Here is a 20,151-nt window from a genome sequence, read left to right on the forward strand (position 1 = left end):
GTTTGTGTGAATACTTACAGTTTACCCCAATGAAACGCTATGAGTTTTTTTGTTGCACTATATTTTACAATTTATCGTTTAAAATAAGAGCCCCTTCAAAATGATGGGGCTCTTTATGATGCAAATTTACTGATTTTTTGAGGACTGAGATTTATTTCGAATAGCATTGTAGCAAACGAAGGAAAGAATTCCGAGTAGGAAAGCAATAGTTCCTTCTTTTAACCCATGTGGTATGAACTGTAGAACAACCTGTCCTTTTCCTTTAGGGACATCAACAGCCATAAATCCTTTTTGAGCCCTTCGAATAGGGACAGGTTGATCATTAATCGTCGCTGTCCACCCTTTATCATAAGGAAGGGTGAAAAAGAGACTTGTATGGTGGTCCGCTGTAAAATCTGCAGTAACGGTATTTCCTTTGGTTTGCACATGAACTTCTTGTCGGTGCAACCTTTCAAAGGCTTCCTGGTAGGCTTGAAGGTTCAAAGCAAAAAATTCTGGATTTTGGAAGGTTACTGTAGAATTTTCAGGGAAGGCAATTCGAACCTTAACAGTTTCTCCTGCTGTAAAGTGACCAATGGTAAAGAATGGAAATACATTGTTTGTTGTATAGCGGTTGACTTGGCCATTCGTAATGATCTCCACATCGGTATAATCTTCATTCTCAAATTCTAAAGAAGGAAGGTTCACATAAAGTTGACTATCGTTTTGAACGTAGAGCTCATATTCGATACTGGCATAAGTCAGAAAACTATCTGCTTCAACTTTAGCTTTCTGAGGCCCTTGAGAAGGATCATCTGCACCAGTTTTCAGTGGATGTAATCGCTGATAGTAACTCAACGATTGACCGGTTAGATGATTGAGAAAGTTCTTTTGGTTATCCAAGGTTAGATTAGAAAATGGGATATCCTTGTAGGGATTTGCGGTTAAAAATGCTAGTGAAAGAGCTTTTTCATTTTGATACAAGGTCTGATTTCCTTGCGTTTCCAATTTATGAAAAGCAAACTTTTGGGGATTCCTATCTGAAATATTGTATTTGATCCCGAACAGACTATCCATTAGTAATGTATTGTTTTGATAGCGCAAGTTCAAGTTGGTTCCATCTGATTTAAAACCGAGCTTATCCAGGGTCGAACTGGTATCTGTATTTCTGACAGATGAAAACTGGGAGATCCCTCTAAAATTGTATTTCATGCTGTCATTACCTGTTTGAGGTTGGAGAATCTCTGTTCGGTAAAATTCTTGATCATCCTGTAAACTTGATGTCAATTTATCAATTGCTGGAATCTTTCCTTGGTAAGAAGAACGAGCTGCAAATACCCATTCGTTTGCAATCCCATCGATCTGATAATAGCTGTTTACACTAATTTCAAACAAACAGAAGAAGAGAATAACAGCAGAAAAAATTGGATAAGAAAGTTTACGAACTGTAAAGGCAAGTGTCACAGTAAAGAATACAAGAAGGAATTCTATTGTCAAGACAAAATGACTGCTTGTCAAGAAAGGATAATGCTTGCGATAGAGAAAGGTGAGGATAAATCCAATGCTAACTAAACTGAAAGTTAGGCAGAGTCGTTGCCAATTGATTTCTTTTAACCGATTTAGTGCTTCTGCCGCCATGAACAAAATAGTCAATGAAAAAAGCCAGGCATAACGGTGAAGAAACATATTAGGAGCATGCATCCCTTGCCAGAATAAATCTAGAGCTTGTAAATAGAAACTTGCAATAAGAATAACTAATAAGGTTAAATATGCTAGTTTCACGTGAAACCGAATCGATTTGACAAAGAAAAATAGAAAGGCAAGTAAGAATGGAAATAGACCAACATAGATCATAGGGATAGCCCCATATTTTGTTGTATCAAAACTACCAATTAAATTCTTTGCAAAAACGTCTAAGTACCAACTATTTTCTGTCAAGGTTCTTGTAATCTTTGTAAAGTTTTCCCCATGAGTTCGTAAATCCAATATGGTGGGGTAAATCATGATCAAGCTAGTGACCCCTGCTAAAATTGACACAATTGTAAAGTCAAAGAAAGAAGATATTCTTTTTTTAAAGTCCCAGGAAAGCTGAGTACAATACCATAATGTCAAGAAGAGAGCCATCATAAATCCAAAATAATAATTCTGGATGAAAAGGATGGTCAGACTTGTAAAGTAGAGAACGCGCTTCTTTTGAGTCATTAAACGGTGTAAACCTAAGAGAATGAGCGGAGCCAAAATGAAGACATCGAGCCAGGTTTTGATTTCAATCTGACTGATGGAGAAGCTCATTAACGCAAACAAAGTTGACAGTGAAAGAATCAACAATTGTTGCAGTTTAGGATAGATTTCCTTAATGGAATAATAAGTTGACAACCCAATCAACCCTATTTTTATTAGTGTAAAGAGATAGACAGAATCAACCATGGATAAACTGTCAAAGAAGAAGACAAAGGGAGATAGAAAACTTCCTAAGTAATAGCTGGAAAGAGCGTAGAAATTTAAGCCGAGCCCACTTGTAAAGCTGTATAGGAGGCTGTCGGTCCCGTGTAAAATATTTCGTAAGGTAACGTCGAAAATAACGTATTGATGAAAGCCATCTCCTAATAAAGGAGAAGTTTCACTCCCCCAATAAATACCTTGACTGAGGTAGACGAAAAATAAGATTGTAAAGGGAAGTAAAAAAGCTGTAAAGTAAACAATGATGGGGTGTGATAGATATTTTTTAAATTTCATATAGTCTATTGAAAGACCCTGAAACAAAGGTTTCAGGGTTTTTGATTCTTTGGAGTGATTTCTTAGTCTTTCCAAAGTTCTTTAACTTTTTCCTGAACTTCTTGGTTTTCTAAGAATTCATCATAGGTTTCATCAATTCGGTCAATGACACCATTTTTTGAAAGAACAATGATATGGTTGGCAAGAGTTTGAATGAACTCATGGTCGTGACTGGCAAAGATGATTGATTCTTTGAAGTTTTTCAATCCATCGTTCAAGCTTGAAATAGATTCCAAATCCAAGTGATTTGTAGGATCGTCAAGTACAAGAACGTTTGACTTCAAAAGCATGAGTTTTGAAAGCATCACGCGCACTTTTTCTCCCCCTGACAAGACGTTGACAGGCTTGTTAACCTCGTCTCCAGAAAAGAGCATGCGTCCGAGGAAACCACGAAGGAAGGTATTATCATCTTCTTCTTTACTTGCGAATTGACGGAGCCAGTCAAGAATTGACTCGCCACCTGCAAAGTCAGCTGAATTGTCTTTTGGTAAGTAAGAGCGACTCGTTGTAACTCCCCACTTGACAGTTCCTTCATATTCGATTTCACCCATAATAGCGCGGATTAAGGCAGTTGTTTGGATGTCGTTTTGTCCGATAAGAGCTGTCTTGTCACCTGGACGTAAGATGAAGCTGATGTTGTCAAGAATAGTTTCACCGTCAATCTTTACAGATAAGTTCTCTACTGTCAACAGATCATTCCCAATTTCTCGCTCCGCTTTAAAGCTGATAAATGGGTATTTTCGGCTAGATGGGACAATTTCTTCTAACTGAATCTTGTCAAGCATCTTTTTACGCGAAGTTGCCTGTTTTGATTTTGACGCATTGGCAGAGAAACGAGCCACAAATTCTTGTAATTGTTTGATTTTTTCTTCTGCTTTGGCATTCCGGTCTGCTAACAACTTGGCAGCTAGCTCAGATGATTCTTTCCAGAAATCATAGTTACCAACATAGAGTTTGATTTTTCCAAAGTCTAGGTCGGCCATGTGGGTACATACTTTATTCAAGAAGTGACGGTCGTGGGATACAACGATAACGGTATTCTCGAAATCAATCAAGAAATCTTCTAACCAGGTAATAGATTGAATATCAAGACCGTTGGTCGGCTCGTCCAAAAGAAGGACGTCTGGTATACCAAAGAGAGCTTTGGCTAGGAGGACTTTCACTTTATCTCCATTTGCTAGTTCACTCATATTTTGGTAGTGGAGCTCTTCTGGAATATTCAGATTTTGGAGGAGTTGTGAAGCTTCACTTTCTGCTTCCCAACCACCTAGTTCAGCGAATTCTCCTTCGAGTTCTGCTGCACGGACACCGTCTTCATCTGAAAAATCTTCCTTCATATAGATAGCATCTTTTTCCTTCATGATGCTATAAAGTTTTTCATTTCCCATGATAACGACATCAATGGCACGCTCATCTTCGTAGTCAAAGTGATTTTGACGAAGAACAGAAAGACGTTCGTCTGGTCCAAGAGAAATATGACCAGTTGTCGGTTCAATATCCCCAGCTAAGATTTTTAAAAAGGTTGATTTTCCAGCACCATTGGCCCCAATCAAACCATAGGTATTTCCTTCTGTAAATTTGATGTTGACATCATCAAAAAGTTTACGATCACTAAAACGTAGTGAGACGTCTGTAACTGTTAGCACGTATAGTTCTCCTCTTTTTCTGTCTATATAAGCCTATTTTACTAGAAAACGCTTGATTTTTCAATGAATACCCTTATGCGTTGGAGGAAGTCATTTAGTCTGTAGAAAAGGGTGAAGAACTTGACTTTCCTTTGATGTCATTATATAATGAAAAGCAATCAGAAGAGTAATCTGTATTCGTTTTTTAGAGAGCTTATGGTTGCTGAAAATAAGCAACGAAACAGAATGAAATGGACTGATGTTCAAATAGAATCTTAACCAATAGAGATTCGGCTAGCAGGCCTTATGTGCAACTCATTTGTGATGAGTCAGAGAGAACAGCATATGCTGTTCTAAGTGAGGTGGCACCGTGTCTCAGACGCCCTCGCATAGTTTTTGCTATGCGTGGGCTTTTATTTTGTACTTCAGGGAGGAAGAAAAATGACCAAGCCTATTATTTTAACTGGAGATCGCCCGACTGGGAAGCTTCATATTGGACACTATGTCGGTTCGTTAAAGAATCGAGTTCTTATGCAAAATGAAGACAAGTACCAGATGTTTGTCTTTTTAGCCGATCAGCAAGCCCTAACGGATCATGCTAAAGACCCACAAACTATTGTGGAATCCATCGGAAACGTTGCTCTAGACTATTTAGCAGCTGGATTAGATCCAAATAAATCAACCATTTTTATTCAGAGTCAAATCCCTGAGCTAGCGGAATTGACCATGTATTACATGAATTTGGTCTCTGTTTCACGTTTGGAACGCAACCCAACTGTTAAGACAGAAATTGCCCAAAAAGGGTTCGGTGAGTCTATTCCATCTGGTTTCTTGGTGTATCCTGTTTCTCAAGCTGCAGATATTACCGCCTTTAAAGCCAATCTGGTACCTGTTGGGACAGACCAAAAGCCCATGATTGAGCAAACACGTGAAATCGTCCGTTCTTTTAACCATGCTTATCATTGTGATGTCTTGGTTGAACCGGAAGGAATTTTCCCAGAAAATGAGGCCGCGGGTCGTTTGCCTGGCTTGGATGGGAATGCTAAGATGTCTAAATCTCTTGGAAATGGTATTTATTTAGCCGATGATATGGACACCTTGAAGAAAAAGGTCATGAGTATGTATACAGATCCTGAGCATATTCGTGTCGAAGATCCAGGAAAAATTGAAGGAAATATGGTTTTCCATTATTTAGATGTGTTTGGAAAAGAAGAAGATCAAGCGACCATTCAAGAAATGAAAGACCATTACCAACGGGGTGGTTTAGGAGATGTTAAAACCAAACGCTATTTGTTAGAGATTCTTGAAAGAGAGTTGGGACCTATTCGCGAACGTCGGATTGAATTTGCTAAAGATATGGGTCAAGTTTATGATATGCTTCAAAAAGGTAGTGAAGTAGCCCGTTCGGTTGCAGCAGAAACGCTTGATCAAGTCAAATCTGCTATGGGATTAAACTATTTCAAGTAAGCTCTTGATATTGAGATGATTCAATAAAAAAATGATTCAAAAGAGGTTTTAATACCTCTTTTTGAAATATTGTACAAATGATTGACAAATTATCGTAGAATGGTATGATATTATCAATCAAAAAAGACGAGCTTGGCTCAAAAAGAAAGAAAAGAGGAAAATGGGAATGTCAAATTGGGACACTAAATTTTTGAAAAAAGGTTATACCTTCGATGATGTATTGCTCATTCCAGCTGAAAGTCATGTATTACCAAACGATGCAGATCTTCGTACAAAATTGGCGGATAACCTTGTGTTGAATATCCCAATCATCACAGCTGCGATGGATACAGTTACTGAAAGCCAAATGGCTATTGCCATTGCCCGTGCTGGAGGACTTGGGGTTATTCATAAAAATATGTCCATTGCCCAACAAGCAGATGAAGTTCGTAAAGTAAAACGCTCTGAAAACGGCGTTATCATTGACCCATTTTTCTTAACACCTGAACATACCATTGCTGAGGCAGACGAACTTATGGGACGTTACCGGATCAGTGGTGTACCTGTGGTTGAAACCTTGGAAAATCGTAAACTAGTTGGGATTTTGACCAACCGTGACTTACGTTTTATTTCTGATTATGATCAACCAATTTCAAATCATATGACTAGTGAAAATCTAGTAACTGCACCAGTCGGTACTGATTTAGAGACCGCTGAACGGATTCTCCAAGAACACCGCATTGAAAAATTGCCGTTGGTAGATGAGAATGGTCGTTTGTCAGGTTTGATTACCATTAAAGATATCGAAAAAGTTATTGAGTTTCCAAATGCAGCGAAAGATGAATTTGGTCGTCTTTTAGTAGCAGGTGCTGTCGGAGTTACATCTGACACTTTTGAGCGTGCGGAAGCATTGTTTGAAGCTGGTGCGGATGCTATTGTCATCGATACAGCCCATGGTCATTCTGCAGGTGTTCTTCGTAAAATCGCTGAAATTCGCGCTCATTTCCCAGATCGCACCTTGATTGCAGGTAATATTGCTACAGCTGAGGGAGCGCGTGCTCTCTATGATGCAGGTGTTGACGTGGTTAAGGTAGGGATTGGACCTGGTTCAATCTGTACAACTCGTGTGATTGCTGGTGTCGGAGTTCCTCAAGTTACAGCGATCTATGACGCAGCTGCTGTTGCGCGTGAATATGGAAAAACAATCATTGCTGACGGTGGGATCAAGTATTCTGGAGATATTGTAAAAGCCCTTGCAGCTGGTGGTCATGCAGTCATGCTTGGATCTATGTTTGCAGGAACAGATGAAGCACCAGGTGAAACTGAAATCTTCCAAGGACGTAAGTTCAAGACTTATCGTGGTATGGGATCTATTGCAGCAATGAAGAAAGGTTCAAGTGACCGCTACTTCCAAGGTTCTGTTAATGAAGCCAACAAATTGGTTCCGGAAGGAATCGAAGGTCGGGTTGCTTATAAGGGTTCAGCAGCCGATATCGTCTTCCAAATGATTGGTGGTATCCGTTCTGGTATGGGCTATGTTGGAGCTGCCAACCTTCAAGAATTGCACGAAAATGCACAATTTGTTGAAATGTCTGGGGCAGGTTTGAAAGAAAGCCACCCACACGATGTCCAAATTACCAATGAAGCACCAAACTACTCTGTTCAATAAAAAAATAAAAGTGTGAAATCTTATGATTTCACACTTTTATTGTGTCAAAAGGTTGTCAATCAAAATTGACAACCTTGTTAATTATTCGTCAACTTGACCTGATTGGATATTGAAGATTTTTAAGTCTTCAGGCAAGTCTTTTAGGTGATCTAAAGTAGTAGTTGTAATAAACGTTTGGATGTCACGAGAGATAACTTCTAGTAAATGTAGTTGACGATTATTGTCAAGTTCACTCATGACATCGTCTAAGAGTAAAATCGGCTTTTCATTTGTCAAGGATTCAATTAATGAAATCTCTGCCAATTTTAAGGAAAGAACAACACTGCGGTGCTGCCCTTGGCTACCAAAAGTCGCATTCATATCATTGATGTAAAAGCTAATGTCATCTCGGTGAGGACCAACACTGGTTGTTTTTTTGATGAGATCTTTTGTCCGATTTTCTCGAAGCAAGGTGATAAAGGTTTGGCGAAGTGTCTCCTCATCTTGAAAAGGAATGGAGGAATCATACCGAATAGATAGTTTTTCAGTTTGATTGGAAATTTCAAAATGTTTCTCTTGCCCAAAGTCTTCTAATTTTTTAAGAAAATCTTTCCGATGGATGCAGACCCGGCTACCATAATCTGCTAATTGCTCATCCAAAACATCTAAAAAGGTTGGGTCTACGGTAGTTGCCGTTTTTAAGTAACTGTTTCGCTGCTTTAAAACATGATGATAAGCTGTTAAATCCGATAGATAGACAGGTTTCATCTGGCCTAAATCAATATCAATAAACTTGCGGCGAAGAGCGGGTGAGCCTTTAACAAGTTGTAAATCCTCTGGAGCAAAGAGAACCACATTCATGTTACCGATATAGGTTGATAACTTGCTTTGTTTTAAGTGGTTTACTTTAGTGACTCGTCCTTTTGAGGATAAAGAAATTTCTAAAGGGATTGAGCCGGTCTTTTTTTCTAGGACCCCTGAAACAGTAAATTGTTCCTCTTGAAAATGAATTAGATCTTTATCGGAACGGGTCCGATGGCTGCGGGTCAAGGCTAAAAAGTAGATGGATTCGAGGAGATTGGTTTTTCCTTGAGCATTTTGGCCTAAGAAAATATTCAAACCAGAGTGGAATTGAAGATCTACTTCTTTATAATTTCGAAATTTCTGAATGTGTATGGATTTAAGCCACATATTATGTTCCTGGGAAACGAACAGGCTTCCGCTTATTCTCTTCTTTTTTAGGTTTAGAATCTTTTTTTTGTTTTTGTTCTTTGTTTAATTTCTTCACTAATTGAGCAACGCGTTCTTTTTCCAGCTTGTCCGCTTGATAGTCTTCAATCTCTTCTGGACTAGGTTGTGTCAGTGTTATAACTTCCTTCTCACCAATTACTTCGATTGTATCTCCGACTCGTAACTTACGTCCTCTTCTGGTTTCCACTTCTCCATTGACCTCTACTTGATTCTCGTGTAAAAAGGCTTTGATAGCTCCACCGCTTTGAATGATTCCCAGTTCTTTAAATAGGGCTTGTAGTGTAATAAATTCATCAAAAAGTTTATAGTTCATAGTTCACCTCAATGATAGTTATTATACCACAAAAGGATGAAAAACCTAAAATAGGGCGAGTCAGTGTAAACGTTTTTTAATCTGTCTGGGAAAGATTTTACTGGGATTTCATGATATAATGAAGAGTAATATTTGTTAGAACGAGGATGACGATGGAATTAGTTACTGGTGTTCGAATCCATTTTATGAAATCAGAAAAATTTAAGACCAATGAGATAAAAGTGCGGTTCTCGGCCCCTCTTTCTGAAGAAACAATAGCAGGACGAGTTCTAGCCTCACGCATGATCGAAACAGCCAATCAACTTTACCCAACTTCACAGCAATTTAGAGAGCAGTTGGCGAACTTGTATGGAGCAAATTTTTCTACTTCTGTTTCAAAACGCGGTCAAATGCACTACATTGATATTAATTTATCTTATGTCCGTGATGCTTTTTTGAGCAAGAAAAATGTCTTGACAGATCAGATGTTGGATTTATTAAAGGTATCTCTGAATGCTCCTCTTGCAGAAGATGGCTCTTTTCATTCAGAAACTTTTTCAGTAGAGAAAAAAAATCTCATTACAGAGCTAGAAGCAGAAATTGAAAATCATTATTATTATGCCCACCAACAATTGAATCGGTTGTTTTATGATCAAGCTGATATGAAACTAAGTAAGTATGGAAGTGTCCAGCAGATTCAGAATGAGGATGAAGGGTCAGCTTATCAAGCATTTCAAGAAATGCTTCAAACAAATCTGATTGACTTTTTCTTTATGGGTGATTTCAATGAACTAGCGGTCATTGAAAAGATTAGTGAATTTGGTTTACAACCTCGTAAATCTTATGTCAATCTTTTTTATGCCCAATCTTTTTCAAATGTTGTCAGAGAAGGACTCGAGCAAAGAGATACTCATCAATCTATTTTAGAGTTAGGTTATCATTTTCCTGTTCAGTATGGAGAGAAAGAGCATTTTGCTTTGATTGTTTTAAATGGTTTACTGGGGGCTTTCTCTCATTCTAAATTGTTTACAGTCATTCGAGAAAAAGAAGGGTTGGCTTATACCATCTCTAGCCATTTTGATATTTTTTCTCATTTTATGCGGATCTATGCGGGGATTGATCGAAAAAATCGAACCCGAACAATGACTCTGATGAGCCGTCAAGTGAGTGACTTGAAGAGAGGGAAGTTTACAAGTGAAGAGCTGCGCTTGACAAAAGCAATGATTATAAATGCTGCAAAATTGTCTCAGGATCGACCTGGCACCTTGATTGAAAGAGCTTATTTACACTCTATTTTAGGAAAACAGTTCTTGTCAATTGATGATTGGATCCAAGCTATTCAACTGGTGACGAAAGAAGAAATTATGGCTGTTGCCAAATCACTCAAATTGCAAGCGGTCTATTTTATGGAAGGAAGAGAATGATAAAGAAAGATTTGGAGAAAATAGATTATCCAGCTGTTGGAGAATGTGTTTATCAGACAAGTCTCCAAAATGGATTGAAGTTATATTTAATTCCAAAAGCGGATTTTAATGAAAGCTATGCAATCATTTCTACTAAATTCGGTTCTATTGACACAAGATTTACAGTAGATGGAGTGGAGGGAATAAAAGAATTTCCAGCAGGGATTGCACATTTTCTTGAACATAAATTATTTGAAGATCAAGACGGTCAAGATTATTTACAGCATTTTGTAAAGCTGGGAGCTGAAAGTAATGCCTTTACTAGCTTTACACAAACTAGCTATCTCTTTTCGACCACCTCGAATGTCAATGAAAATCTGAGATTGTTACTGGAGATGACACAATCTCTTCATCTCTCAAAGGATTCTCTAAAGAAGGAACAATTGATTATTCAACAAGAGATCGAAATGTACCAAGATAGTCCTGACTACCAATTATTCTTTAGGGCGTTGGCAAATCTCTATCCAGAAACACCTTTAGCCCAAGATATTGCAGGTACTGTATCTTCTCTCTCCCAAATTGATGAAAAAAGTTTACAGGATAATTTCGATTATTTCTACCAACCATCCAATATGCAGCTAGTGGTTGTCGGAAATTTTGACCTTGACAGTCTTGTTAACCTTGTTTCTGAATTTGAGATGAAGACCTCTTCAAATCCTCTTCCTCATATCTCACCCGTGGACTTAAATCCAGTTGTTCAAAATGAGACAAGTCGGATGGAAGTTGCTTCACCGAAATTAGCAATTGGAATTCGTGGAAGAAATCAGATTCCTCCTCTTTACCAGTATCGCTATAAGATTATCCTCAAATTATTGTTTGCTATGATGTTTGGGTGGACATCTAAACGATTTCAGTCACTTTATGAAGTTGGTAAACTTGACAACTCCTTGACACTAGAAATTGAAGTAGAGTCTTCGTTTCACTTTGTGATGTTAACGATGGACACCTCGGAACCTGTTAGTATATCCCATCAGTTCAGAACGGCCATTAAGAATTTTGAGAAAGATCCTGATGTGACTCAAGAGCATTTGGATACGATTAAAAGTGAAATGTTTGGAGATTTTCTACACGGTTTGAATTCCTTGGATTATATAGCGACTCAATTTAATCCAATTGAGACAGGTGAAAATCTATTTGATCTTCCAAAAATTTTACAGAGTATTTCTTTACAAGATGTTGTAAAGGTTGGGCGAGATTTTGTCAACGCTTGTGATATGACGGACTTTATCATTTTCCCTAAATAGCGGGATAATAGTGGAATGATGTTTTTGTCGAATTAAATCGACGTTTATTTTGTCAATTAGATGTAAATGATCATGTAAACTAGTAAGGAGACTAGAATGAAAAAAGAAAATATCCCAAATGCCTTAACACTGATTCGAATTGTGTTTATTCCTATTTTTATTTTGATGCTAATATTTGGTAAAGGTTATGGTTGGCATGTAGCAGCAGCTATTGTCTTTGCTGTTGCTAGTATCACCGATTATTTGGACGGTTATTTAGCTCGTAAATGGAAAGTTGTTAGTAACTTTGGAAAATTTGCTGATCCTATGGCTGACAAGCTTCTTGTCATGTCTGCCTTTATCATGATGATTGAATTAAAGATGGTTCCGGCTTGGATTACTGCAGTTATAATTTGTCGTGAATTAGCCGTAACTGGCCTCCGTCTGTTATTGGTTGAAACAGGAGGAGTTGTTTTGCCAGCAGCTATGCCTGGAAAAATTAAAACCTTCTCACAAATGTTTGCCATTATTTTCCTTCTCTTCCATTGGGACTTATTGGGTCAAATTACGCTTTATGTTGCGCTAATCTTTACAGTCTACTCTGGATACGAATACTTTAAAGGCAGTGCCTACCTCTTTAAAGATACCTTTAGATAAATGAATAATATTATAGAAGTTCGAAATCTTACATTTAAATACCAAAAAACAGATGAGAACCATCAGTTAAATGATATTTCGTTTCACGTGAAACATGGTGAATGGTTATCCATTATTGGACATAACGGAAGTGGTAAATCAACAGTGGTCCGCTTGATTGATGGCTTGTTGGAACCGGAATCTGGTCAAATCTATATTTCCGGAGATTTGTTAACTCCTGAAAATGTTTGGGATAAACGTAGTGAGATTGGCATGGTTTTCCAGAATCCAGATAACCAGTTTGTTGGGGCTACAGTTGAAGATGATGTGGCGTTTGGGTTGGAGAACCAAGGAATTCCAAGAGATGAAATGGTGCAACGAGTAGACGAAGCTTTGAAGATGGTCCGCATGGATGAGTTCAAAGATCGAGAACCCGCTAGGTTATCCGGTGGACAAAAGCAACGAGTGGCCATTGCCGGGATTATCGCTTTACGACCTAAAATCATCATTTTAGATGAAGCAACCAGTATGTTGGATCCTGAAGGGCGTCTAGAACTAATTCGGACAGTTCGAGAAGTCAAAGAACGATATGGGTTAACCGTTATTTCTATTACCCATGATTTAGAGGAAGTTTCCCTAAGTGATCGGGTTATTCTTTTTGAAAAAGGAAAAGCGACCTTGGATCTGACTCCAAGAGAACTCTTTTCTCGAGATGATCTGGATGAAATAGGACTAGAAGAACCTTTCGCCAATCGATTGCGGAGCATGTTACATCAAAAAGGTTTTCCAGTTGGAGAAACCTATCAGACTGAAGGAGAGCTAGAGAAACTATTATGGGAATTGCTTTAAAACAGCTTAGTTACACCTATCAAGAAGGTACTCCTTTTGAAGGAGCGGCTCTTTTTGATGTAAATATAGAAATCCCAAGCGGTTCTTATACAGCTCTAATTGGGCATACTGGAAGTGGAAAATCAACCATCCTTCAATTATTAAATGGTTTGCTTTTGCCCAGTCGAGGGGAAGTGCAAATGAATGATATGCGCATTAGTTCTGAGTCTTCTCAAAAAGAGCTAAAGGATCTTCGGAAAAAAGTGGGTCTCGTCTTTCAATTTCCAGAAAGTCAACTCTTTGCTGAGACTGTTGTAAAAGATGTCGCATTTGGGCCTCAAAATTTTGGAGTAGACCAAGAATCAGCTGAGAGCATTGCTAAGGAAAAATTACGCTTAGTCGGTCTTTCTGAAGAGTTGTTTGAACGGAGTCCCTTTGAATTGTCTGGAGGGCAAATGAGACGGGTCGCTATTGCAGGCATTTTAGCGATGGAACCTGAAATTTTGGTCTTGGACGAGCCGACAGCTGGTTTGGATCCGTCAGGTAGACGGGAATTAATGAAGCTATTTGCGTCACTTCATCAAGCTGGGATGACCATCGTTCTTGTGAGTCATTCTATGGAAGATGTGGCAGAATACGCAAATCTTGTTTATGTTTTGGAAAAAGGACGAATGGTGAGGTCTGGGCATCCAAGGGATGTATTTCAGGATGTAGAAGGATTAGAAAACATACAATTAGGTGTACCGAAAGTGACGAAATTTGCTTGGCGCTTACGTCAAAAAGGACTATCTTTGCCAACTTTACCAATCACTTTACAGGAGTTTAAGGAGTTAATTGGACATGAATAGTATGATTTTAGGACGATATGTACCAGGTAATTCCATTCTCCATCGTATGGATCCAAGGGCAAAGTTACTAGGACTTTTCTTGTTAATTATTATTTTGTTTTGGGCCAATAATGTGTTGACGAATGCCCTGTTGTTTTTATTGGCCTTTGCGTTGATTTTGAGTGCCAAGATCCCCTTCCGTTTTTTTATTAATGGCCTGAAATCGATGGTCTTTATCATTGCTTTCACCACACTCTTTCAGTTGTTTGCGACGACTGGCGGTAAGACCTTATTTCAATTTTATTTTTTGACTGTAACGGATAAAGGACTTGCTCAAGCGGGTGTGATCTTTTGTCGTTTTATTCTCATTGTTGTATTTTCAACGATTTTAACACTGACAACAACGCCCTTAAGCTTAGCAGATGCCGTAGAAAAGTTGTTAACTCCATTTAAAATCATCAAAGTTCCTGCTCATGAAATTGGACTCATGTTGTCTATGAGCCTTCGTTTCGTCCCCACTCTAATGGATGATACGATTCGCATTATGAATGCACAGAGAGCTAGAGGGGTTGATTTTGGAGAAGGGAATCTCCTTCAGAAGATCCGCTCTTTTATACCAATTTTAATTCCCTTGTTTGCATCAAGTTTTAAACGTGCAGATGCTCTTGCAATTGCCATGGAGGCAAGAGGTTATAAAAGTGGAGAGGGAAGAAGCCGATATAGGCAGTTAAAATGGCAAGTCTTAGATAGTGTAGCTATTCTGTCTGTAGTAGCAGTTGGTGCTATCATTTTTTGGTTGAAATATTAGAATACCACCACTACATATAGGGGAATTTTTCTAAAAAAATGAAGAAAAACGCTATTTATAGCGTTTTTTGCATGAAAAATACATGATTTTGTAACCTTTGTAACATAAATTATAACTAACTGTAACATTTAATGTGTAAGATAGTATTATGTTCGAAAGGAGAATGTATTGATGAACACAAAAAAAGTCCAATGGACATTAACTTCTATTATCTCAGCTCTTTCACTTTTTGTTTCTGGTGTGGTAGTGAATGCTGAAACATACGAAGTGAAAAATGGTGATACTTTATCAGAAATTGCGATTAAGAATAACACTACTATCGAAAAGCTTGTTGAATTGAATCAAATCAGCAATCAAGATTTGATCCACGCTGGTCAAATTATTGAGTTGGGTGAACGTTCAAACTCATTGATCAACAAAGTGAATACTGCCACAGTAAGTCAGGAACCTGGAGTCGAGGCTTCGACAAATCAAGTAGCGGCTTCGACAACAACTACTGCTAATGCTACTTATAATGCAGCACCTGTTGTTACGAATTCTGGAAATGGGATTGTACTTGCTAATGGGAATACTGCTGGAGAAACTGGATCCTATGCAGCAGCTCGAATGGCTGAAATGACAGGTGTTCCTGCATCAACTTGGGAAGCCATTATTGCCCGCGAATCAAATGGTCAAGTGAACGCAGCAAATCCATCTGGAGCTAGTGGTCTTTTCCAAACAATGCCAGGTTGGGGTTCAACTGCTACAGTTGATGATCAAATCCAAGCGGCTTATAATGCCTATTCATACCAAGGACTTTCAGCTTGGGGATACTAAAAAAGAGGGGAAACGCTCTTTTTATTTTGTTTCTTACCTTGACAAGGATTGGAAAGTGATGTAAAGAAAAATGACTGTGTCAGTCAACCTTGCTGAACCATGGATACTCTTACACAAGCGTTATTTCGTACATAAAAGAGGTTTACAAATTTGTAAACCTCTTTTATTAACTTAAATGAGTCAGTAAAGCTAGGGGGGAATCTACGATGGTATCGGGAGTTTCCTCTTTTAATTGCTCTAGAGGTGCAAACCCCCAACTGACTGCAATTGTGTGAATACCAATGGTTTTTCCTCCAATGATATCAAATTTAGTATCCCCAACGATGCAAGCTTCCTCTTTTGGAATTTGATGATCCACTAGTACACGCTGAATGATATCAGATTTGTGCATAGATCCTGGGGTAGAACCATAAATCCCTTCAAAGCAATCACTAATTCCTAGTGAATGGGCTATTTCGAGACTCACTTCCTGATTCTTAGAGGTGGTGATGAATAAGTGATAACCCAATTCCTTCAATTGTTGAAGGAGTTCTTTGATACCTGGGTAGAGATAGGTTTGTTGTTGGCCAGTTTCTTTGTAATAGGTGCGATAGATTTCTACAGCTTTTGTGACCAGTTCTTTTGGAAGATGGTTTGTAAATGTAACTTCGAGTGGAGGTCCCATAAAGGTTCGAATAGTCTCTTTATCAGGAGCAGGAACTCCTAGCAGTTTGAAAGTGTGTAGAAAGGTGGTTTCAATTCCTTCGGAACTATCGACTAAAGTCCCATCCAAGTCGAAAAATATGTACTTCATAGGTTAGTCTCCAAATATTCCTTGCTGTAGGCGTTTCCCAGTTGGAGTTGCTGCTAGACCTCCTTCAGCCGTTTCTCTAAAGGCAGTTGGTAGGCTAGATCCAACTTGATACATAGCGTCAATGACCTCATCGACAGGGATTTTGGATTCAATTCCTGCTAGAGCCATATCCGCTGCAATATAGGCATAGCTTGCACCCATAGCATTTCGTTTGACACAAGGAACCTCTACCAGTCCTGCAACGGGATCACAAATTAAGCCTAGCATATTTTTGATGACGAAACAAATGGCTTGGCTAGCTTGGTAAGGACTTCCCCCAGCAGCCAACGTCAAGGCAGCTGCACTCATGGCTGCCGCGGAACCCACTTCGGCTTGACAGCCTCCCTCGGCTCCTGAAATCGATGCATTGTTGGCAATAACCAGGCCAAAGGCTCCTGCTGCTAATAAGAACTCCAATTGTTGGTGCTCATCTAAATGGAGTTTCTCGATGGCTGAAGTAAGAACAGCAGGTAAGCAACCGGCTGATCCAGCAGTGGGAGTAGCACAGACTAAGCCCATTTTTGCATTGTGTTCGTTGACAGCGATAGCATTTTTGGCTGCGGTTAGGACAGTATAGTCGGAGAGGGCTTTTCCAGATCGAATATAGCGATCCAATTTTGCAGCATCTCCTCCGGTCAAGCCACTTCTAGAAAGTTGGTCATTGAGTCCAAGATGAACGGATTCTTTCATGACCTCAAGGTTTCGTGTCATAAGAGTCAGAACTTCTTCGCGCTCGCGACCAGTTAGTTCAAACTCAGTTGCAATCATTAATTCTGCGACATTTCCTTCATAGTGGAGGGTCGCTTGCTCAACTAGTTCGGTAATGGAATAAAACATGGGGTCTCCTTATTGAAAGAAATTCACATTGTGTAAATGGGGAATTTGACGGATTAACTCAATAGCTTCGTCACAATTACGAGAATCCACTTCAATAATCATAATAGCCTTTTCACCGGCTTTTTCACGGGTTACGTTCATTTGGGCGATATTGATATCATAGCGGGAAAGGGCTTCTGTCACATGGGCAATCATCCCAGGAACGTCTTGGTGAACAATAATAATAGTTGGGGTGTTCATGTTTAGAGAAATTGCAAAGCCATTTAACTCGGTAACTTGTATGTTTCCCCCACCAATGGAAATTCCTGTGACGGAGATGGTTTTGTGATCATTTTTCACCGTGATGGTCGTCGTATTTGGATGAGGAGCATTGCTCTCCTTTTGAATAGACCAGACGATTCGAATTCCTCTTTCATGGGCAATTTCAAGACTATTGGGGATTCTTGGATCATCTGTGTCCATACCCAAAATACCAGCTACAAGGGCCAAGTCTGTCCCGTGACCGCGATAGGTTTTGGCAAAGGAATTAAACAACTGAAATTCAACTTCTGTCGGATCCTCTCCAAAAATAGAAGAGACAATTTTTCCAATACGAACAGCTCCTGCTGTGTGGCTACTAGAAGGTCCAATCATAACCGGTCCAATAATATCAAATACGGATTGGAATTTAAGCGAATTCATCAGTCAGCTCCTTAGGGTTTCTTTTCTTTCATTATAACAAATCTGGGGCATGTTTTCTTCTATTTGAGAGGGAAATTTTGTTTTAAACTTAAAAGATACTTAAAACTAGTTTATTTGAGGTGTTTTTTATTCTTGCTAACATATTATTGAAACATTTGACGTGATTTCATAAAGTTTCTGAAACATTTCTTCTGTAAGATAAAGAACATACAGAAAAGGAGTGTAAAACCATGAATAAAAAAATCTTTGTAAAACGTGTAATCGGATTGAGCTTATTATCAGGAATGTTTATTCCCGTCCTTGCCAGTGCAGAATCTTACACTGTAAAGTCAGGTGATACCTTATCAGCTATTGCTAAAGAGAAGAATACAACGGTTGATGCGATTGCTCAGAAAAATAAGATTAGCAATGTTAACCTCATTACAGTTGGTCAAGTTCTAGAGATTGAAGATGAGAAGGCAACAACTAATTCTACAGAGAAAGCTAGCACTAGTAAACCTACCACTACACAAGCAACAACTACGGTATCTACTTCAGATGGCTTGAGTGCCGAAGATGCAGCGGCTAAAGAATGGATTGCCCAGAAAGAATCAAGTGGCAGTTACACGGCACAAAATGGCCAATATTATGGTCGTTACCAGTTGTCCCTTTCTTATTTAAACGGTGACTTGTCACCAGAAAATCAGGAAAAAGTAGCCAATCAATATGTTGTAAACCGATATGGATCATGGTCGGCGGCTAAAAACTACTGGCTGGCCAATGGCTGGTATTAAAGTAGATGAAAGAGTTCAGCAATTGGACTCTTTTTTGATTTACAGACTTGTAAACATATAGATACAATAGCCAATAAGAAGGATGGCAAGATGCTTGTTTTCTACTATAAAGCGTGTTACAATTGATAATGCTCAAAACGACCTTCAATCGTTAAAGCAAACCACGACCTTCAATCGTGAGAAACGAAAAGATGGGAGAAACCTATGAGTGATAACTCGAAAACACGTATTGTTGTTGGTATGAGTGGCGGTGTCGATTCATCTGTAACAGCTTTGTTGTTAAAACAACAGGGTTACGATGTCATTGGCATCTTCATGAAAAACTGGGACGACACAGACGAAAATGGCGTCTGTACAGCTACGGAAGATTACAAGGATGTAGCAGCAGTTGCAGATCAAATTGGCATTCCTTACTATTCTGTCAACTTTGAGAAAGAATACTGGGATCGTGTCTTTGAATACTTCCTTGCAGAATACCGTGCAGGCCGTACACCAAATCCGGATGTCATGTGTAATAAGGAAATCAAATTTAAGGCCTTCTTAGATTATGCCATGACACTCGGAGCAGATTATGTAGCGACAGGGCACTATGCGCGCGTGGCGCGTGATGAAGATGGTATTGTCCATATGTTACGCGGTGTTGACAATGGGAAGGATCAAACTTATTTCCTAAGCCAGTTGTCACAAGAACAACTTCAGAAAACCATGTTCCCGTTAGGCCATTTAGAAAAGCCTGAGGTTCGCCGGTTGGCTGAAGAGGCTGGATTGGCAACAGCTAAAAAGAAAGATTCCACTGGGATCTGCTTTATTGGAGAAAAGAATTTCAAAGAGTTTCTAGGGAACTACCTCCCTGCCCAACCAGGCCGAATGATGACCGTAGATGGACGGGATATGGGCGAACATGCCGGTTTGATGTATTACACAATCGGTCAGCGGGGTGGTCTTGGAATTGGTGGCCAACAAGGTGGAGACAATGCCCCATGGTTTGTCGTTGGTAAAGATCTGAGTCAAAATATTCTGTATGTCGGTCAAGGCTTCTATCATGAAGCACTGATGTCAACAAGTTTACAAGCTAGTCAAGTTCACTTTACACGGGATATGCCGGAAGAGTTTACACTAGAGTGTACAGCTAAGTTCCGCTATCGCCAGCCAGATTCCAAGGTGACGGTTCATGTCAAGGGTGACAAGGTTGAGGTGATTTTTGCAGAACCTCAACGGGCTATTACGCCAGGTCAGGCTGTTGTCTTTTACGATGGTGAAGAGTGTCTCGGTGGTGGCTTGATTGACAATGCTTATCGGGATGGAAAAGTTTGTCAATATATTTAAATTGACAAATTCCCCAATTGTCAAGTCAAGTGCAACAAAGTCATTCCTCTGATTAAGCGAGTGTTCTTCCAGCTGTTTGAGCTAG

18 protein-coding genes and 1 other annotated feature are annotated in these 20,151 nt (G+C 39.2%); of the genes, 11 read left to right on the forward strand and 7 right to left on the reverse strand.

Annotated elements, in window-relative coordinates:
* Positions 1–126 precede the first annotated feature (126 nt).
* Both K1J10_RS07680 and K1J10_RS07685 read right to left on the reverse strand, forming a co-directional pair.
* Entirely contained in the window at positions 127–2,715 is a 2,589-nt protein-coding gene (locus tag K1J10_RS07680; RefSeq protein ID WP_263285406.1) for a YfhO family protein, read from the reverse strand.
* Between the two features lie 62 nt (positions 2,716–2,777).
* Positions 2,778–4,400: an ATP-binding cassette domain-containing protein gene (locus K1J10_RS07685; protein ID WP_223356570.1), complete on the reverse strand. Its 1,623-nt coding sequence runs from the start codon at positions 4,398–4,400 to the stop codon at positions 2,778–2,780.
* A 143-nt stretch (positions 4,401–4,543) separates the two neighbouring features.
* Positions 4,544–4,769: a binding site (T-box leader), on the forward strand.
* Between the two features lie 51 nt (positions 4,770–4,820).
* Here K1J10_RS07685 and trpS point away from each other — a divergent pair.
* Positions 4,821–5,846 carry a tryptophan--tRNA ligase gene (gene trpS, locus K1J10_RS07690; RefSeq protein ID WP_125335159.1) on the forward strand — a complete coding sequence of 342 codons (1,026 nt, stop codon included), beginning with the start codon at positions 4,821–4,823 and terminating at the stop codon, positions 5,844–5,846.
* Positions 5,847–6,012: 166 nt separating this feature from the next.
* Positions 6,013–7,494 (forward strand): IMP dehydrogenase, encoded by a 1,482-nt coding sequence (guaB, locus tag K1J10_RS07695; RefSeq protein ID WP_048691005.1) that lies wholly within the window; start codon positions 6,013–6,015, stop codon positions 7,492–7,494.
* 81 nt (positions 7,495–7,575) lie between these two features.
* On the opposite strand, the gene recF is transcribed toward guaB, so the two are convergent.
* Entirely contained in the window at positions 7,576–8,664 is a 1,089-nt protein-coding gene (gene recF, locus K1J10_RS07700; protein WP_223356572.1) for a DNA replication/repair protein RecF, read from the reverse strand.
* A gap of 1 nt (position 8,665) precedes the next feature.
* Positions 8,666–9,037: a S4 domain-containing protein YaaA gene (gene yaaA / locus K1J10_RS07705; protein ID WP_156677012.1), complete on the reverse strand. Its 372-nt coding sequence runs from the start codon at positions 9,035–9,037 to the stop codon at positions 8,666–8,668.
* Positions 9,038–9,189: 152 nt separating this feature from the next.
* On the opposite strand from yaaA, the gene yfmF reads away from it, so the two are divergent.
* The 7 genes from yfmF (at position 9,190) to K1J10_RS07740 (ending at position 15,617) form a co-directional block, all read left to right on the forward strand.
* Complete coding sequence (gene yfmF, locus K1J10_RS07710; RefSeq protein WP_223356574.1) at positions 9,190–10,440, forward strand: EF-P 5-aminopentanol modification-associated protein YfmF; 1,251 nt, start codon at positions 9,190–9,192, stop codon at positions 10,438–10,440.
* Positions 10,437–11,723 (forward strand): EF-P 5-aminopentanol modification-associated protein YfmH, encoded by a 1,287-nt coding sequence (yfmH, locus tag K1J10_RS07715; protein WP_223356577.1) that lies wholly within the window; start codon positions 10,437–10,439, stop codon positions 11,721–11,723. The genes yfmF and yfmH overlap by 4 nt, the downstream gene beginning before the upstream one ends.
* Positions 11,724–11,819: 96 nt before the next feature.
* A complete protein-coding gene (gene pgsA / locus K1J10_RS07720) occupies positions 11,820–12,359 on the forward strand; it encodes a CDP-diacylglycerol--glycerol-3-phosphate 3-phosphatidyltransferase (RefSeq protein ID WP_006595343.1) in 540 nt (179 codons plus the stop codon).
* Positions 12,360–13,187 (forward strand): energy-coupling factor ABC transporter ATP-binding protein, encoded by an 828-nt coding sequence (locus K1J10_RS07725; RefSeq protein ID WP_006595344.1) that lies wholly within the window; start codon positions 12,360–12,362, stop codon positions 13,185–13,187.
* Positions 13,172–14,014: an energy-coupling factor ABC transporter ATP-binding protein gene (locus K1J10_RS07730; protein ID WP_048690995.1), complete on the forward strand. Its 843-nt coding sequence runs from the start codon at positions 13,172–13,174 to the stop codon at positions 14,012–14,014. The genes K1J10_RS07725 and K1J10_RS07730 overlap by 16 nt, the downstream gene beginning before the upstream one ends.
* Positions 14,007–14,801, forward strand: a complete 795-nt coding sequence (locus K1J10_RS07735) for an energy-coupling factor transporter transmembrane component T family protein (RefSeq protein ID WP_223356580.1) — start codon at positions 14,007–14,009, stop codon at positions 14,799–14,801. The genes K1J10_RS07730 and K1J10_RS07735 overlap by 8 nt, the downstream gene beginning before the upstream one ends.
* Before the next feature lie 171 nt (positions 14,802–14,972).
* On the forward strand, positions 14,973–15,617 hold the full coding sequence (locus K1J10_RS07740; RefSeq protein ID WP_223356581.1) for a LysM peptidoglycan-binding domain-containing protein: 645 nt from the start codon (positions 14,973–14,975) through the stop codon (positions 15,615–15,617).
* Positions 15,618–15,783: 166 nt separating this feature from the next.
* Here the strand turns inward: K1J10_RS07740 and K1J10_RS07745 are convergent, their stop codons facing one another.
* The 3 genes from K1J10_RS07745 to sdaAB are packed head-to-tail and all read right to left on the reverse strand — an operon-like array spanning position 15,784 to position 17,967.
* Positions 15,784–16,410: an HAD hydrolase-like protein gene (locus tag K1J10_RS07745; protein WP_006595348.1), complete on the reverse strand. Its 627-nt coding sequence runs from the start codon at positions 16,408–16,410 to the stop codon at positions 15,784–15,786.
* Positions 16,411–16,413: 3 nt separating this feature from the next.
* On the reverse strand, positions 16,414–17,286 hold the full coding sequence (gene sdaAA, locus K1J10_RS07750) for an L-serine ammonia-lyase, iron-sulfur-dependent, subunit alpha (protein WP_223356584.1): 873 nt from the start codon (positions 17,284–17,286) through the stop codon (positions 16,414–16,416).
* A 9-nt stretch (positions 17,287–17,295) separates the two neighbouring features.
* Positions 17,296–17,967 carry an L-serine ammonia-lyase, iron-sulfur-dependent subunit beta gene (sdaAB, locus tag K1J10_RS07755; RefSeq protein WP_006595350.1) on the reverse strand — a complete coding sequence of 224 codons (672 nt, stop codon included), beginning with the start codon at positions 17,965–17,967 and terminating at the stop codon, positions 17,296–17,298.
* Positions 17,968–18,197: 230 nt separating this feature from the next.
* Here sdaAB and apf point away from each other — a divergent pair, with 230 nt between their 5' ends.
* Together apf and mnmA are read left to right on the forward strand one after the other, a co-directional pair.
* Positions 18,198–18,740, forward strand: a complete 543-nt coding sequence (gene apf / locus K1J10_RS07760) for an aggregation-promoting factor (protein ID WP_195324267.1) — start codon at positions 18,198–18,200, stop codon at positions 18,738–18,740.
* Between the two features lie 204 nt (positions 18,741–18,944).
* Entirely contained in the window at positions 18,945–20,066 is a 1,122-nt protein-coding gene (mnmA, locus tag K1J10_RS07765; protein WP_223356587.1) for a tRNA 2-thiouridine(34) synthase MnmA, read from the forward strand.
* The last annotated feature ends 85 nt before the right edge of the window (positions 20,067–20,151 follow it).

Origin of the sequence: Streptococcus australis (assembly GCF_019930045.1) — a bacterium.
In the GTDB taxonomy this organism is placed as follows: Bacteria; Bacillota; Bacilli; order Lactobacillales; family Streptococcaceae; genus Streptococcus; species Streptococcus australis_D.

Bases quoted from the DNA above. Each gene is read 5' to 3' on its own strand.
- K1J10_RS07730 (WP_048690995.1), top strand. From the start codon at position 13,172: ATGGGAATTGCTTTAAAACAGCTTAGTTACACCTATCAAGAAGGTACT.
- pgsA (WP_006595343.1), top strand. From the start codon at position 11,820: ATGAAAAAAGAAAATATCCCAAATGCCTTAACACTGATTCGAATTGTG.
- sdaAB (WP_006595350.1), bottom strand. From the start codon at position 17,967: ATGAATTCGCTTAAATTCCAATCCGTATTTGATATTATTGGACCGGTT.
- yfmH (WP_223356577.1), top strand. From the start codon at position 10,437: ATGATAAAGAAAGATTTGGAGAAAATAGATTATCCAGCTGTTGGAGAA.
- K1J10_RS07725 (WP_006595344.1), top strand. From the start codon at position 12,360: ATGAATAATATTATAGAAGTTCGAAATCTTACATTTAAATACCAAAAA.
- trpS (WP_125335159.1), top strand. From the start codon at position 4,821: ATGACCAAGCCTATTATTTTAACTGGAGATCGCCCGACTGGGAAGCTT.
- mnmA (WP_223356587.1), top strand. From the start codon at position 18,945: ATGAGTGATAACTCGAAAACACGTATTGTTGTTGGTATGAGTGGCGGT.
- yaaA (WP_156677012.1), bottom strand. From the start codon at position 9,037: ATGAACTATAAACTTTTTGATGAATTTATTACACTACAAGCCCTATTT.
- K1J10_RS07740 (WP_223356581.1), top strand. From the start codon at position 14,973: ATGAACACAAAAAAAGTCCAATGGACATTAACTTCTATTATCTCAGCT.
- sdaAA (WP_223356584.1), bottom strand. From the start codon at position 17,286: ATGTTTTATTCCATTACCGAACTAGTTGAGCAAGCGACCCTCCACTAT.
- K1J10_RS07680 (WP_263285406.1), bottom strand. From the start codon at position 2,715: ATGAAATTTAAAAAATATCTATCACACCCCATCATTGTTTACTTTACA.
- apf (WP_195324267.1), top strand. From the start codon at position 18,198: ATGAATAAAAAAATCTTTGTAAAACGTGTAATCGGATTGAGCTTATTA.
- guaB (WP_048691005.1), top strand. From the start codon at position 6,013: ATGTCAAATTGGGACACTAAATTTTTGAAAAAAGGTTATACCTTCGAT.
- K1J10_RS07735 (WP_223356580.1), top strand. From the start codon at position 14,007: ATGAATAGTATGATTTTAGGACGATATGTACCAGGTAATTCCATTCTC.
- K1J10_RS07745 (WP_006595348.1), bottom strand. From the start codon at position 16,410: ATGAAGTACATATTTTTCGACTTGGATGGGACTTTAGTCGATAGTTCC.
- recF (WP_223356572.1), bottom strand. From the start codon at position 8,664: ATGTGGCTTAAATCCATACACATTCAGAAATTTCGAAATTATAAAGAA.
- yfmF (WP_223356574.1), top strand. From the start codon at position 9,190: ATGGAATTAGTTACTGGTGTTCGAATCCATTTTATGAAATCAGAAAAA.